The organism is Pontibacter deserti (genome assembly GCF_023630255.1).
In the GTDB taxonomy this organism is placed as follows: domain Bacteria; phylum Bacteroidota; class Bacteroidia; order Cytophagales; family Hymenobacteraceae; genus Pontibacter; species Pontibacter deserti.
In genome coordinates, this window is record NZ_JALPRS010000003.1 from 337,656 (window position 1) to 350,989 (window position 13,334).

At 45.5% G+C, this 13,334-nt stretch carries 11 protein-coding genes; 4 read left to right on the forward strand and 7 right to left on the reverse strand.

The window, feature by feature from the left end; genetic code table 11:
* Positions 1-76 precede the first annotated feature (76 nt).
* Complete coding sequence (locus MJ612_RS16385; protein WP_187032134.1) at positions 77-619, forward strand: 3-hydroxyanthranilate 3,4-dioxygenase; 543 nt, start codon at positions 77-79, stop codon at positions 617-619.
* 59 nt (positions 620-678) lie between these two features.
* Positions 679-1,212: a GNAT family N-acetyltransferase gene (locus MJ612_RS16390; protein WP_187032132.1), complete on the forward strand. Its 534-nt coding sequence runs from the start codon at positions 679-681 to the stop codon at positions 1,210-1,212.
* Between the two features lie 263 nt (positions 1,213-1,475).
* Here the strand turns inward: MJ612_RS16390 and MJ612_RS16395 are convergent, their stop codons facing one another.
* The 4 genes from MJ612_RS16395 to kynU all read right to left on the reverse strand — a co-directional run bounded on the left by MJ612_RS16395 (position 1,476) and on the right by kynU (position 6,332).
* Complete coding sequence (locus tag MJ612_RS16395) at positions 1,476-2,861, reverse strand: FAD-dependent oxidoreductase (protein WP_187032130.1); 1,386 nt, start codon at positions 2,859-2,861, stop codon at positions 1,476-1,478.
* 86 nt (positions 2,862-2,947) lie between these two features.
* A complete protein-coding gene (locus MJ612_RS16400; RefSeq protein WP_187032128.1) occupies positions 2,948-3,547 on the reverse strand; it encodes an alpha-ketoglutarate-dependent dioxygenase AlkB family protein in 600 nt (199 codons plus the stop codon).
* Positions 3,548-3,549: 2 nt separating this feature from the next.
* Positions 3,550-4,812 carry a cation:proton antiporter gene (locus MJ612_RS16405; RefSeq protein WP_187032125.1) on the reverse strand — a complete coding sequence of 421 codons (1,263 nt, stop codon included), beginning with the start codon at positions 4,810-4,812 and terminating at the stop codon, positions 3,550-3,552.
* 242 nt (positions 4,813-5,054) lie between these two features.
* Positions 5,055-6,332: a kynureninase gene (kynU, locus tag MJ612_RS16410; RefSeq protein WP_187032123.1), complete on the reverse strand. Its 1,278-nt coding sequence runs from the start codon at positions 6,330-6,332 to the stop codon at positions 5,055-5,057.
* Positions 6,333-6,601: 269 nt separating this feature from the next.
* Between kynU and MJ612_RS16415 the strand changes: the two genes are divergently transcribed.
* Complete coding sequence (locus MJ612_RS16415; RefSeq protein ID WP_222619659.1) at positions 6,602-7,705, forward strand: amidohydrolase family protein; 1,104 nt, start codon at positions 6,602-6,604, stop codon at positions 7,703-7,705.
* Positions 7,706-7,882: 177 nt separating this feature from the next.
* Positions 7,883-8,404, forward strand: a complete 522-nt coding sequence (locus MJ612_RS16420; protein ID WP_187032121.1) for a DUF4168 domain-containing protein — start codon at positions 7,883-7,885, stop codon at positions 8,402-8,404.
* A 67-nt stretch (positions 8,405-8,471) separates the two neighbouring features.
* Here MJ612_RS16420 and MJ612_RS16425 read toward each other — a convergent pair whose 3' ends face one another.
* From MJ612_RS16425 to asnS, 3 genes are all read right to left on the reverse strand, one after another.
* The gene (locus tag MJ612_RS16425; protein WP_187032119.1) at positions 8,472-10,007 is read right to left on the reverse strand and encodes a hypothetical protein; all 1,536 of its coding nucleotides are present in this window, start codon (positions 10,005-10,007) and stop codon (positions 8,472-8,474) included.
* Between the two features lie 110 nt (positions 10,008-10,117).
* Positions 10,118-11,590, reverse strand: coding sequence for a hypothetical protein (locus tag MJ612_RS16430; RefSeq protein WP_187032118.1), 1,473 nt, complete (start codon positions 11,588-11,590; stop codon positions 10,118-10,120).
* Positions 11,591-11,705: 115 nt separating this feature from the next.
* A complete protein-coding gene (gene asnS, locus MJ612_RS16435; protein ID WP_187032116.1) occupies positions 11,706-13,145 on the reverse strand; it encodes an asparagine--tRNA ligase in 1,440 nt (479 codons plus the stop codon).
* Positions 13,146-13,334: the final 189 nt, after the last annotated feature.

Consider the following 13,334-nt stretch of genomic DNA (forward strand, 5'->3'; position numbering starts at 1 on the left):
GGTTATGTAACAACAGTGCTACCATTTCTGTTAGCTTTTGCGTACCTTCCATGTATCAACCTAACAAAACAAAACTATGGCCATACAACGACCTTTCAACTTTAAGCAGTGGATTGATGAGCATCGGCACCTGCTTAAGCCGCCGGTAGGTAACCAGCAGGTATACAAAGCCAACGATGATTTTATTGTAATGGTAGTAGGTGGCCCGAATGCCCGCAAGGATTACCACTACGATGAGAGCGAAGAGTTCTTTTACCAGGTAGAAGGCGATATTGTGCTCAAGATCATAGAAGATGGTAAACCTGTAGATATCCCGATTCGGGAAGGTGAGATCTTTCTGTTGCCGCCACGCGTGCCACATTCGCCACAGCGCCCGGCTAATACGGTAGGCCTGGTAATTGAGCGTTACCGCCGCGAAGGGGAGAAGGATGGCTTTATGTGGTTCTGTGAGAACTGCGGCAACAAGCTACACGAAGACTTTACCGAAGTAACCGATATTGTAAAACAGCTGCCTGAAATTATGGGCAACTTCTGGAATAACGAGCAGTTGCGCACCTGCAGCAAGTGTGGAGAGGTATTGCAGCCACCGGTTAAACCAGTAGAGCAAGCCGCCAAGTAAAATATACTTCAACTATAAAGAAAGCCTCCTGCGACGTAGGGGGCTTATCTGTTTCTGCCATGAGCCAAAACCTAGAGACAGCCAGACTGCAGCTACGCCCTGTACGGCCATCCGATGCTGATTTTATACTTAAAGGATTATCTGACACACGTGTAACAACATACTATGCCGTACATTATGATACTCCTGAAGCCGTGCAGGAGCAAATGCAGTTTTACGACAACCTGCAGCAGACCGGCACCGGCATCTGGTGGGTGTTCTCATTAAGGGGAGCAACCGATTTGATTGGCGCCTGTGGCTATAGCAGCTTAGAAACTGAAAATCGTAAAGCAGAGATCGGATTTTGGTTGCTGCCGGAGCACTGGGGCAAGGGTTACATTCCTGAAGCTGCCAAGGCTATTTTAAAGTATGGTTTCGAAAGTATGAATCTGCATCGCATTGAGGCTATAGTAGAAGGCGGCAACGCGCAGTCGGAGAAGGTGCTGCAAAAGCTTGGCTTTACACGCGAAGGAAGGCTTCGTGACCGCGAAATAAAGAACGGACACTTCATAGACCTTGTGCATTATAGTTTACTGGAGACGGATGAAGTATAGGTTGATTGTTGATTATCAGTTGCTGATTGTTTGAGCCAGGATTTTGAAGAATAGTTGCTGGCGCGAGTCTCCAGACTTGTGACTTATTATGGTGTTGCATCTCCTGATGTAACTGGCCCGGCAGGGATAGTCATGACAAAGGCGATGGCTATAGTTCTATAGCAGTCCAACCATCCCCCCAACCCCTCCTTATCCAAGGCGGGGAGCTTCTTGTCGCAGCTATAGTTACTGTTTACTGATAACAGATAATTGTTAACTGTCAATTATACTTCCTGTTGCTGATAAGCTTTCAGCTTTTCTTTTTGCACAAGCTGTTCTTCCAGTAGCTGCTGCACTTCGGATTTATTGTAATCTTCCAACGTATCGATATGCTTCATGATCTTGCCCATGATCTTGTCCTGTTGCCGGCCCGTTTCGAGGGCATAGGAGTAAGGCAGATCAGAGAAAGTAACCATGCCGTAAAGCGGAAGCCATTTATCAGGATACTGCTCACTGATCTTGCTCTCTACCTTCTTGCGTAATAAGAACCGTGCATCAGCTACTGCATCGCGCATTTCTATAAAGTTCATCACAGCAAGATCTGCAATGGCATCGGCGTCTGGTTTACGTTTGCGTTCAAATTCCTTAAACAGTTTTTCCCAGTTGCCATCAAAGCTGTCCAGCATCTTATCGAGTACGGTTATATCTTCGAAGCCGGCGTTCATGCCTTGCCCATAAAAAGGTACTACAGCATGGCAGGCATCCCCGATCAGCAACACTTTGTCTTCATAACTCCACGGGAAACATTTTATAGTTACCAGAGAGCCGGTCGGGTTGCAGAAATATTCCTGTGCCAGGTCAGGCATCAAGGCTACTGCATCCGGGAACACCTCCAGGAAAAAGTTTAGCAGATCAGTATCGTTTTTAATGGCAGCAAAAGAGCGCTCGCCTTCGTAGGGGAAAAATAAAGTACAGGTAAAGCTACCATCTATGTTTGGCAACGCGATCATCATATAGTTGCCGCGAGGCCAGATGTGCAGTGCATTTTTTTCCAGTAGCCAACCCCCATCTTCAGCAGCAGGTATGGTTAGTTCTTTGTAGCCGTACTCCAGGTAGCTTTGCTGATAATTGAAGCGCTCGGTTTTTTGTAAAGCATTACGAACCATCGAAAAAGCCCCATCAGCCCCAAAGATTAATTCAGGTTGTATTACCTCGTCAGTATCAGAGTGGTGGTTGTGCAGGTATACTTCGTTGGTACGAAGGTTAACATCCTGCACCTGCATGTTAAAGTGGTAGTTTATATCCGGGTTTGGCTCCGACAGGTTCATGAGCGCCATGTTCAGGCCGGCACGTGAAACCGAATAAATAGCCTGCCCCTCTTTACCATAAGGTTGGTAAGTTAATTGCCCGTTTTCGCTATGCATCATGCGGCCATACATAGGTATAGCTACTTTGCGCACATCTTCTTCTATGCCAATACCTCGCAACGCCCGCCAGCCTCTATCGCTGAGGGCAAGGTTTATAGATCTCCCACCATCAAGAGTGCTAACACGCATATCAGGGCGGCGCTCGTACAAATCGATTTTGTAACCGCGTTTAGCCAGGTATAACGATAGCAATGAGCCAACCAAACCGGCTCCTATAATGGCGATGTTCTTTTTCTCGGTCATAAAGTAAAGTATAGGGCACTACTACTTTGCTGTAAAGTAACGGTTTACTTTGAATTTTCACAATGATTATTGCAGGCGTTACCTGTTCAGCCTACAATGGTACGAAAAGTAAGGTTGATGCGGCTACCTGTTTGCTGTGCAGTTTTAGGGATAGCGTGCTGCCAGTTATGTTGTGTAGGGCCCTGCATTAACAACAGGCTACCGTGTTTTATAAGTAAGTATAAATTCTTCTGTGCTTTGTCGTGCCTGTGCCGGAAACCAAACCTGCGTTCTGCCCCGAAGCTTACCGAGGCAATATTGGGTTCAGGACCAAGTTCTGGTTCATCGTCGGAGTGCCAGCCCATGCTGTTTTGGCCGGTTTGGTAATGGTTTAAAAGCACGCTGTTATACTTGTGGCCAGTTGCAGCTTCTACTTGTTCTTTTATCTGTAGCAGTACCGGTAGCCATGGCTGGGGTTTATTGTTCAGGCCGGAGTAAGTATAGCTTTTATCGCCGTACCAGGCAGTGAGCCGGGGCAGAAGTATCTCCTTGCCAAACATCTTTATCTTTTCCTGCTTCCAGTTTACCTGCTCCATTAATTGCTTAAAGTATAAATCGCTGGTTTCTGTAGTAAAAAAGGATGCTGCATACCATACATTGGCATCAGGTAAAGGTATCTTGGTAAGATTCTTATCCAGGTGTGGCATCTTCAGGTGATCTTTTTCGTTTCACCTGCTATTTCCTTTTTCTCCCTGGTCCAGTCGAGATGTCTCATAATGTGAGTAGCAGTTACTCCATGAAGTATAATAGAGACCATTACAATAAATCCTACAATAGACCAAAGCGTATCTGCATCTACAAAATCAACTTTATCTAAAGCAAATGATAAGTAAAAGAAGGAGCCGATACCCCGGATGCCGAAAAAGCTTATAGCCAGCTTTTCATGAAGCGACACTTTTACGCCTATCATCCCGATAAGGGCAGACACAGGCCGGATTATAAACAGAAACGCAATACCAATAAACACTCCGTTCCAGGTAAGATGATCCAGCAGGCCCCGCACCAGGCTACCGCCAAACACGATCAGCAGCATCACCATCATAATATGCTCTACCTGTGCTACAAAATCGTGCATCTCGGTGTGGTACTTGTCTTCTGCTTCAAAGCTGCTCATGGTTATGGCTGTAATAAATACAGCCAGGAAACCATACCCGTGTGCCAGTTCTGTTATGCCATAAGACACCAAGGTTGCTGATAATGCCAGAAACCCATCGGTTGCTCTTGGGAAGCTGGATTTGCGAGGCAGCTTAAAGATAAGATAGGCTAACCCCCGGCCGATAAGGAAGCCAATACCAGCGCCAGCAATAACACGGTATAGCAGATCACGAATTACCCAGTCAAACAGCCAGTCGCCGGAGGTGCCAGCTGCAACAGCTATTACTACCGCAAGCCATGTAAACGGAAAAGCCATTCCATCGTTTAGTCCTGCCTCAGCGGTAAGCGAAAATCGTACATCATCTTCTTCGGGATCGTCTGGGGGGCCAACCTGTACCTGCTCCGCCAATACCGGGTCGGTAGGTGCCAGTACTGCTCCCAGTAATATAGCTGCGGCAGGCGCCAGCCCTAAAATTCCCCAGCCCATTAGGCTAAGTCCGGCAATACAAAGCAGCATGGTTATACTTACCAACCGGAAAGGTATCTGCCAGTTTTTAAAATTGAATTTGCGCCTGATCTTCAGGCCGGTGCCCATCAGTGAAATAATAACAACCAGTTCTGTTAGGTGCACTACATAATCTTCCTGCCAGAGCGGGCTGGGAGAAGGCAGTTCGAAAGGGAAGAGGTAGAGTATAGCGCCTACTGCCACAAACACAATGGGATAAGATATAAATGTTTTGCGCAGCAAAGCCGGGACCCACGCCATGGAAAGTGCCGCTAATCCGATGATGGTGAGTATAAGAATATATGGGTCCATGTAAAGCTGCCTGGTACTGTTTGTGGTTATTACGTAGCGGCTTATACGGTATTATACTTAGTTAGCTACGGGTTTAGAACCAGAATTTTACGATTGAAGCGGGTGCAGGAGCTTTTGCAAAGAACTATAGCTTCGTTTTAAAGATGTGCTTAAAGCAGTAAGGCAGCTATAAAAGCAGAAAACCTGGCTTACCTATACTTTGGCAAACCAGGTTTTATACTTATACTTTTATCTGCTACATTTTATTGGTGATCTTCCAGGCATTCGTGCAGAATCTCAGAGAAGCGGTAAACTTCTTCAAAGCTGTTATAAAGCGGGGTAGGAGCTACGCGTATTACATTTGGTTCGCGGTAGTCAACTATAATGCCGGCTTCCATCAGTTTGCTAAACAGTTCACGGGCGTTCTTTTTTACAAGTATAGATATCTGGCAGCCACGAGCCTTCGGGTCGGTTGGCGTGATCATCTCCAGCACATCTTTGCCCACATGCACATCGTTGATGAGGTACTCCAGGTAACCAGTTAGCTTTTCGCTTTTCGCGCGCATGTTCTCCATTCCGGCCGCATCAAAAAGCTCTAAAGAAGCACGGTGTACAGCCAATGGTAAGATCTGGGCGTTACTGACCTGCCAGCCTGCGGCACCGGGCATAGGTATAAAGCCTTTCTTCATCTGGAAACGAGCACTGGCATCGTGGCCCCACCAACCTGCAAAGCGTGGCAGGTCGGGGTTATTACCGTGTCGCTCGTGCACAAATACACCTGATGTACCGCCCGGGCCCGAGTTCAGGTATTTATAAGTACACCACACCGCAAAGTCTACATCCCAGTCGTGTAGTTTTACAGGTACGTTACCGGCAGCGTGTGCCAGGTCAAATCCAACTATAGCACCTGCTTCGTGGCCTGCTTTGGTAATAGCTTCCATATCAAAAACCTGGCCGGTATAGTAGTTAATGCCGCCCATCATTACCAGTGCAAGCTCATCGGCATTGTCTTTTATACTTTGCAGGATATCTTCGGTGCGCAGCGTGTGTTCACCTTCTCTCGGATACAGCTCAATTACTGCTTCGTCGGGGTTATAGCCATGAAAGCGGGTTTGAGTTTCCAGTGCGTATTGGTCTGAAGGGAATGCTCCGGCTTCGGTAATAATCTTAAAACGCTTGCCTTCCGGTCTGTAAAACGATACCAGCATCAGGTGCAGGTTAACAGTAAGCTGGTTCATAACCACTACTTCGCTCTCTTTAGCACCAACCACACGTGCAGCACCGCCAGCTAAAAGTTCGTGATAATTAAACCAAGGCTCTTCGCCTTTAAAATGCCCTTCTACGGCCAGGTTTGCCCATTTATACATTTCGTTATCGATGTACATCTGAGCCGACTTTGGCTGCAGCCCAAGTGAGTTGCCACAGAAGTAAATAGCATCTTTGCCATTAACCTGCGGAAAGTAAAATTTATCTCTGAAGTGATATAGTGGGTCGTTCTGGTCTTGCTCCTGCGCAAAGGCTAGGGTATTCTGATAGTTCATTGTTAATGCAGATCGTTTATAGTTTGTGCCACCAATTTAGCGGGAGTTCGTAAAGGTCTGCGAATATACTAATTTGTGTTGGTTTGCTCTTGAGGTATACTACGCAATGGCAGCTATACTTATATGCTATAGATCAGGCAGGTATAAAATCGGCAGTTTAAGCTAAGCTTTCGAGCCCTGAGCTGCGTATTTAAAGTATAAATGCTTATATTGTTGGATTGCCTGACAGTGCCGAATGGTTTATTCCGGCTTTTCGCCCTTTTTACATCATGCATAAACATACGCCTACATCTCCTGTACTTACCGATTCTGGTCTGCTGAAGATCGATATACATACGCACATTTTGCCTGCAACCTGGCCTAACCTGCGTGAACGGTACGGGTATGGCGGCTTTATTCGTTTAGAGCACCACAAGCCCTGCTGTGCCCGCATGATGATGGATGATAAGTTCTTCCGGGAGATACAGGACAATTGCTGGGACCCGAAGGTGCGCATGCACGAGTGCAGCCAGCATAAAGTAGGTGTTCAAGTGCTGAGCACAGTGCCGGTAATGTTTAACTACTGGGCCAAACCCGAACATACCTATGACCTGAGCAAACTACTGAACGACCATATTGCCGGTGTAGTAGCCGATTACCCTGACCGTTTTATTGGTTTAGGTACAGTACCGATGCAGGACACTGACCTGGCTATAAAGGAGCTGGAGCGTTGCGTAAAGGAGCTGGGTATGCCAGGTATACAGATTGGGACGAATGTGAATGGCTGCAACCTGGATGAACCAAAGCTGTTCCCGATCTTTGAAGCTGCCCAGGACTTAGGCGCTGCCATTTTTGTACACCCCTGGGATATGCTGGGCAAAGACCGCACAAGCAAATACTGGATGCCGTGGCTGGTGGGAATGCCCGCTGAAACTACTGTGGCGATCTGTTCTATGATCTTCGGAGGCGTGTTGGAGCGCCTGCCTAAATTACGGGTAGCCTTTGCACATGGCGGAGGTTCTTTTCCGTCAACTATAGGCCGTATTGCCCATGGCTTCGAAGTCCGCCCGGACCTTTGTGCCATCGATAACAATGTAAACCCACGCGAGTACTTGGGTAAGTTCTATTTTGATTCGCTGGTGCACGACCCTTTGATGCTGGAATACCTGGTGAACCTGGTTGGTGCCAACTGCATTGCGCTGGGTACCGATTATCCTTTCCCCTTGGGTGAGCTGGAGCCCGGCAAGCTGATAGAATCCATGCCTTACGACCTGGCAACTATAGAACGTATGTTGAGCGGCACCGCCCTGGAGTGGCTTAACCTGAAGAAGGAGCAGTTTGTGAAAATGCCTGTTCTTAAGTCTGCTTCTACACTGGAAGGGGAGGAAGTATAGCTCAGCCTTGAAAAGGGTTATACTTGGGCATATGTCTAAAGGTGAGTCAGTAGCATGCTTCTTACACGTTAAAATTGCACTGTTTTTAAACTAAACTGCTGAAAAGAAGTATAGTATAGGTTATGACTGCTTAGCAGCCTAGTTCAATACATTCACTTTTAACCAATCCAGAAACTTATGAACATCTTACATAATAAAATTAAAGGGTTTACTGTAGCTATACTTGTAGTAGGGGCCAGTGCATTTGCAAATACAGCTCTTGCACAGAAAAAGCAACAACAGCAAAAGCCAGTACAGCCTGCCACAGAGCAAACCACACCATCAACAGGAATTACCGATGCTGACCTAAAACAGTTTGCCGATGCTAATAACCGCCTGATGGTCGTACAACAGGAAGGAGAGAAAGCAATGCTGGCTATATTGGCTGAAGAAAAGCTAAGTGTTGAGAAATTCAGCGAGATGGCTAAAGCGCATCAGCAGCAGAAATTAGGAGAAGTAAAAGCTACACCAGCAGAGCTAGAGGCTTTTAATAAGTCTGCGCAACGCATGATGGCACTGCAGCCAACCATGGAGCAGGATATGGAAAAAGCCATCGTGAAAGACGGCATGACCATAGAAAAGTATGAACAGATAATGGTAGCGTTTAAGCAAGACCCAGCTATACAGGCAAAAGTGCAGACACTTATGGGCCAGAAATAGAAAATATAAAATAAGAAAGGGCTGCCCCATTATGGGGCAGCCCTTTCTTATTTTATCTGGGTCTTATTTAGTTATTGGCCGCAAATTCCATAATGCGGAAGGTTTTGGTTTTGCGGTCGTAGTAGCCGTAGTGCAGCTTGTTACCGTAGCGGTATACCGTTTTATAGTCCGGCTCCGATTTCAGCTCCTGCTCATACTTGTCTAGTTTATCCTGAAGCACTTCTTTTTTACCGTTAGAAGTTTTGGTTAAGGTATTATTATTTAATACAGCTCTAAAGTAAGTGCTGATACCTGGGCCAGACGAACGGCTACTGCCCTTCCCGTACGGGTCATAAAAGTAGCGGCTATAATATGGCGAGTTCAGATAATAACTAGGTATATTATAAGCAGGTACCCAACGTCCCGGTATCATCATCAGTCCACGGGAAGTGCGGTAGTACTGGTCCGGCGTACGTACCAGCCGGTTCATATCCGATGAGTTGCTTCTATCAGCTGGCGGATCATAAGAGCCTATCGTGAGCTGTATGGTGCTATCAGTAAAAGCATTTACAGTGATGGCAGGTAGCCCTTCAGCCAGTTTTTTCATCACTTTGGATGTTTGCTCTACAGTATCCACATCAGATTTGAACAGGCCGCCCACGCCACGCTGATATACCGGCGTAGATTTAATGGCAATTTCATCTTCTCCTTTAAAACTATAGGTCTTAACAGCTTTCAGGTCATCAAAATTGTAGGCTGTAAGGTTCAGGTTTTCGCGGTCCAGCTGTAAACGGAATAAGGTGTTCTGGAACAGGAAAGAGTTAAAAGCGGGCCCATTGCGTTGCTCAAGTGCAGGAAGTGTACGGTAGCTTGTTTTACCGCTTTCCCAGTCGAGGGCAAGTATTTCGGTTGTAGCCTGCTTTTTAAATTCTTTCAGGGGTTGCCCGTCAAAGATCATGTAAATGTCGCCATTGCGGGTATATATCTTACTGCGATGGTGGCCTGCTGTTACAGTTTGCTCCATATCCGGGTGCACATACACAAGGTCCATCAGGCGGGAATCACGAACGCGGGTCTGAGGCAGGCTCGGCTCAAATACTTTATAGTCCATTTTTGCCAGTCCTTCCGGCGAGTCGCTGCTACGGTATAAATGCAGGTGATCTTTGTTGTCGGTATAGAGCATGTAAAAATGGTCATCGTCTCCGAAGCCACCCACAAAATCAGTGTTACGCTCTTTTTCCAGTTCTACATCCGGTAAGCTTTTAAACGCACCACTCTTACGGTTAATAGCAAACGGGCGCACATACTCACGGCGGCCATTTACATACCGGCTGTAAAAAATAAAATCAGTATCAGTTACACGGGTTCCTAATACTTGCGGATCGCGGTTCCAGCGGTAAGGTATTTCATGCTGAGCTAGTACAGCTCCAGTGGGGGATACAAGTGTGAAATGCAGTTCATTGTTCTGGAAGAAGTATAAACAAACATTTCCGTTATCATCAGCTACTGATACCAGGTCTTCTGGTTGGCGTAGAGGGAGCTCCAGGTTTGCGAACTCGCGCTGGGCACTCGCCATTTGCGCAAAGCCTGCAAACAAGAGCAGGGTTAGGATTAATTTATACATAGATTTTAATATACGATTTGTACCGTATAACTAGCAAATTTCCAGCCAGAAGTGTGGGAACTGCAGCAGCAAAATCAGGAAATTTAAACAACGTATAATTAGGGTTGATTTTAGTAATTTTTAGAGAATGCCGCTATGTTTAAAAGTTTTGTTTCCTTATCTAAATAGCCAAAGTAGGCTTTGCCTTGGTAAGTATAAACTACAGCTCCTGCCGGTCTTACTTTTTGAGTATATAACAGTCTTTCGTAATCACTCATTTTTTCCTGAATGCTTTTGCGAAGGTTATCCGGCGCAGTCTCAAAATTGTCTGAAGAAAGTATACTCTGGAAATAAGTGCTAACCCCAACTCCCTCAGTCATTGTAATACTTGTTCCTTGCAGAGCTGCACCAAGGAGTATTAAGGGCAAAGCAGCCGGACCACCAAAAACAGCAGCTCTTCTTGTTGCGGCTCCACCTATTGTGGCGGCTCTACTTTCCTGCACATGATAAGTACCCATCATCAGTTGTAGTTTACCAAAAGTTAATGTATCAACAGCAATAGCAGGTATGCCGTGTTCAAATTTGCTGAAGAGCTTCTTGGTTGTTTTTATTGATTTAGCTTGTGGAGACCAAGAGTCAGGAGTACCAATTTTAATAGCATCATTAACCATAATGCCAATAGAATCTTGCTGTGAGTAGGAGTAATGCTTTAAAAGTTTATTTGCTGCTAAGTCGTGTACTTCCAATTGTATTGCCAGATTAGAAACAACAAACCTGTAAATTTTATTCTGATGCAAGTATGAATTAAATATGAGCCCTCTGCCAATTGTCAGATAAGGAAGTTGCTGGAAAGTAGCTTTATCTTGTTTTAAGTCTAGTGTTAATATTTCTGTTGTTCTCGAATATTTCGGAGCATCCGGGTTATCAAACATATCGAATGTGATCATCAATTTATCAGGAGATGCATAAATTTTACTAAAAGCAGAATTAGAGTACATGTTCTGATCGACCCCTGGTAACATTAATTGCAGATCCCCGCGCTTTACTAAGCGGCCATACATTTGTTTGTCGCCAAAGCTATTTAAAGAATAAGTTCTGACCTCAGGCGTATGCTCGTCTTTAAAAATGCTTACGTATAAAATATTTGCTTTTCTGTTTAAGAAAAGCGCATAAAAACGGCCATTAGCTGAAAAGGCTGTGGTAAGTATGCTATTTTTATCAGGAACTGCTACCACAGAATTTAGCATTATTACCTGTCCTGTCTGGCGATCAACCTTATAAGGTTGGACAGTACCTGGTGCATTTGGTGTCTCGTCGAAGTAAATAAACCTATCGGGCAGGCCTATCATTCCTAAAATGGTTGAGCCATTTGCAAAATTGTAAGGATAGTTTCCTGTAGACACTTTCTTGCCTTGATCATCAAGAATCAAAAAATCAGTACCTAAATGACCAAACGCAACTATACATACATCTCCTGCCTGGTTTGTTTCTGCAGTTAAATGATTGATATTATTTACAGGGAAGCTTACACTGGAGAAAGGGGTTTGGGCAAGGGCAGATGATGTGAGAAATAAAGCAATAAGAAGCGTGTAAAGTCTGGTCATAGCTGTGTTTATAGTTAAGTAATCAAATATAAGAAAATCCGTATTTCCTGTGTTACAAAAACAAAAAAGCCCGGCTAAAGTATAGCCGGGCTCTCCTGCAATGTATAAATTGTAATTAAAACTCTGCGTTCTGCGGTGTTCTTGGGAAAGGAATTACGTCGCGGATGTTACCCATGCCGGTTACGAACTGCACCATACGCTCAAAGCCAAGACCGAAACCTGCGTGCGGACAGCCACCGAAACGGCGCGTATCCAGATACCACCAAAGCGCTTCTTCTTCAATGCCTACGCCTTTCATGCGCTCTACCAGTATATCTAGGCGTTCTTCACGCTGCGAACCACCTACAATCTCGCCAATGCCCGGCGCAAGTATATCCATCGCAGCGACCGTTTTACCATCGTCGTTCAGGCGCATGTAGAAGGCTTTAATATCCTTAGGATAATCAGTAACGATAACCGGTTTTTTGAAGTGCTTCTCTACCAGGTAGCGCTCGTGCTCACTCTGCAGGTCAATGCCCCACTTCACATCGTACTGGAATTTCTTCTTCTTGTAATGGTTCGAGTTCAGCAGTATGTCAATCGCTTCGGTGTAAGTTACGCGCTCAAAGTCGTTATTTACTACAAACTCCAGCTTCTCCAGCAAGGTCATTTCCTGGCGCTCGTTCTGTGGCTTGGCTTTATCTTCTTCTGTCAAACGCTGACCTAAAAACTCAATGTCTTCGCGGTTATTCTCCAGCGCGTAACGGATAATATACTTGATAAATTCTTCAGCCAGGTCGGCGTTCATTTTCAGGTCATAGAAAGCCATTTCCGGCTCAATCATCCAGAACTCTGCTAAGTGGCGTGTTGTGTTTGAGTTTTCCGCACGGAACGTTGGTCCGAAAGTATAAATATCACTGAACGCCATTGCCGCCAATTCGCCTTCCAACTGCCCTGATACCGTTAGGTTAGTAGCTCTGCCAAAGAAGTCTTCAGCATAGTTTACTTCACCGTTCTCAGTGCGCGGCGGGTTAACCGGATCCAGTGTGGTTACACGGAACATCTCACCTGCACCTTCAGCATCCGAAGCCGTGATGATAGGCGTGTGCATGTATACAAAACCCTTCTCGTTAAAGAACCTGTGCACGGCAAAAGCCAATGAGTTACGAACTCTGAATACTGCGCCAAATGTATTGGTACGGAAACGCAGGTGCGCAATCTCACGCAAAAACTCCAGCGAGTGTGCTTTTTTCTGTAACGGGTATGTTTCCGGATCAGCTTTGCCCAGTACTTCTATAGTTTTAGCCTGTACTTCAAACGCCTGTCCTTTGCCCTGCGATGCTACCAGCTCGCCGGTAATAGAAACGGCAGCGCCGGTTGTAACATCTTTCAGTTGCTCTTCACTGAAATTATTGGCATCGGCTACAACCTGAATATTATTTATAGTAGAGCCGTCGTTAACGGCAATAAAGTTCACGTACTTATTTCCGCGCTTGGTGCGCACCCAGCCTTTCAGCAGAACATCTTTGCCCGCTTCGGCGCCTGTCAGCAGGTCTTTTACTTTTGTGCGTTGCATGTAACGTTGCGTTTATGTAATTTAAATGTAGCCTGATATAAAGGTATAAAGAATGATCGGATTTTGAGCAGCACGATAAATTTAGCTAGGCTTATAGTGCTGCACTTTATACCTGGTACTCGTTATACTTTTAAGAGTGCAAAGGTAAGGCAGAAAGTATAAAAAGCGATAAACCGGTTGATGCTCTGA

Bases quoted from the DNA above. Each gene is read 5' to 3' on its own strand.
- MJ612_RS16405 (WP_187032125.1), bottom strand. From the start codon at position 4,812: ATGGACCCATATATTCTTATACTCACCATCATCGGATTAGCGGCACTT.
- MJ612_RS16395 (WP_187032130.1), bottom strand. From the start codon at position 2,861: ATGACCGAGAAAAAGAACATCGCCATTATAGGAGCCGGTTTGGTTGGC.
- MJ612_RS16390 (WP_187032132.1), top strand. From the start codon at position 679: ATGAGCCAAAACCTAGAGACAGCCAGACTGCAGCTACGCCCTGTACGG.
- MJ612_RS16430 (WP_187032118.1), bottom strand. From the start codon at position 11,590: ATGACCAGACTTTACACGCTTCTTATTGCTTTATTTCTCACATCATCT.
- MJ612_RS16385 (WP_187032134.1), top strand. From the start codon at position 77: ATGGCCATACAACGACCTTTCAACTTTAAGCAGTGGATTGATGAGCAT.
- MJ612_RS16420 (WP_187032121.1), top strand. From the start codon at position 7,883: ATGAACATCTTACATAATAAAATTAAAGGGTTTACTGTAGCTATACTT.
- kynU (WP_187032123.1), bottom strand. From the start codon at position 6,332: ATGAACTATCAGAATACCCTAGCCTTTGCGCAGGAGCAAGACCAGAAC.
- MJ612_RS16415 (WP_222619659.1), top strand. From the start codon at position 6,602: ATGCATAAACATACGCCTACATCTCCTGTACTTACCGATTCTGGTCTG.
- MJ612_RS16425 (WP_187032119.1), bottom strand. From the start codon at position 10,007: ATGTATAAATTAATCCTAACCCTGCTCTTGTTTGCAGGCTTTGCGCAA.
- MJ612_RS16400 (WP_187032128.1), bottom strand. From the start codon at position 3,547: ATGCCACACCTGGATAAGAATCTTACCAAGATACCTTTACCTGATGCC.
- asnS (WP_187032116.1), bottom strand. From the start codon at position 13,145: ATGCAACGCACAAAAGTAAAAGACCTGCTGACAGGCGCCGAAGCGGGC.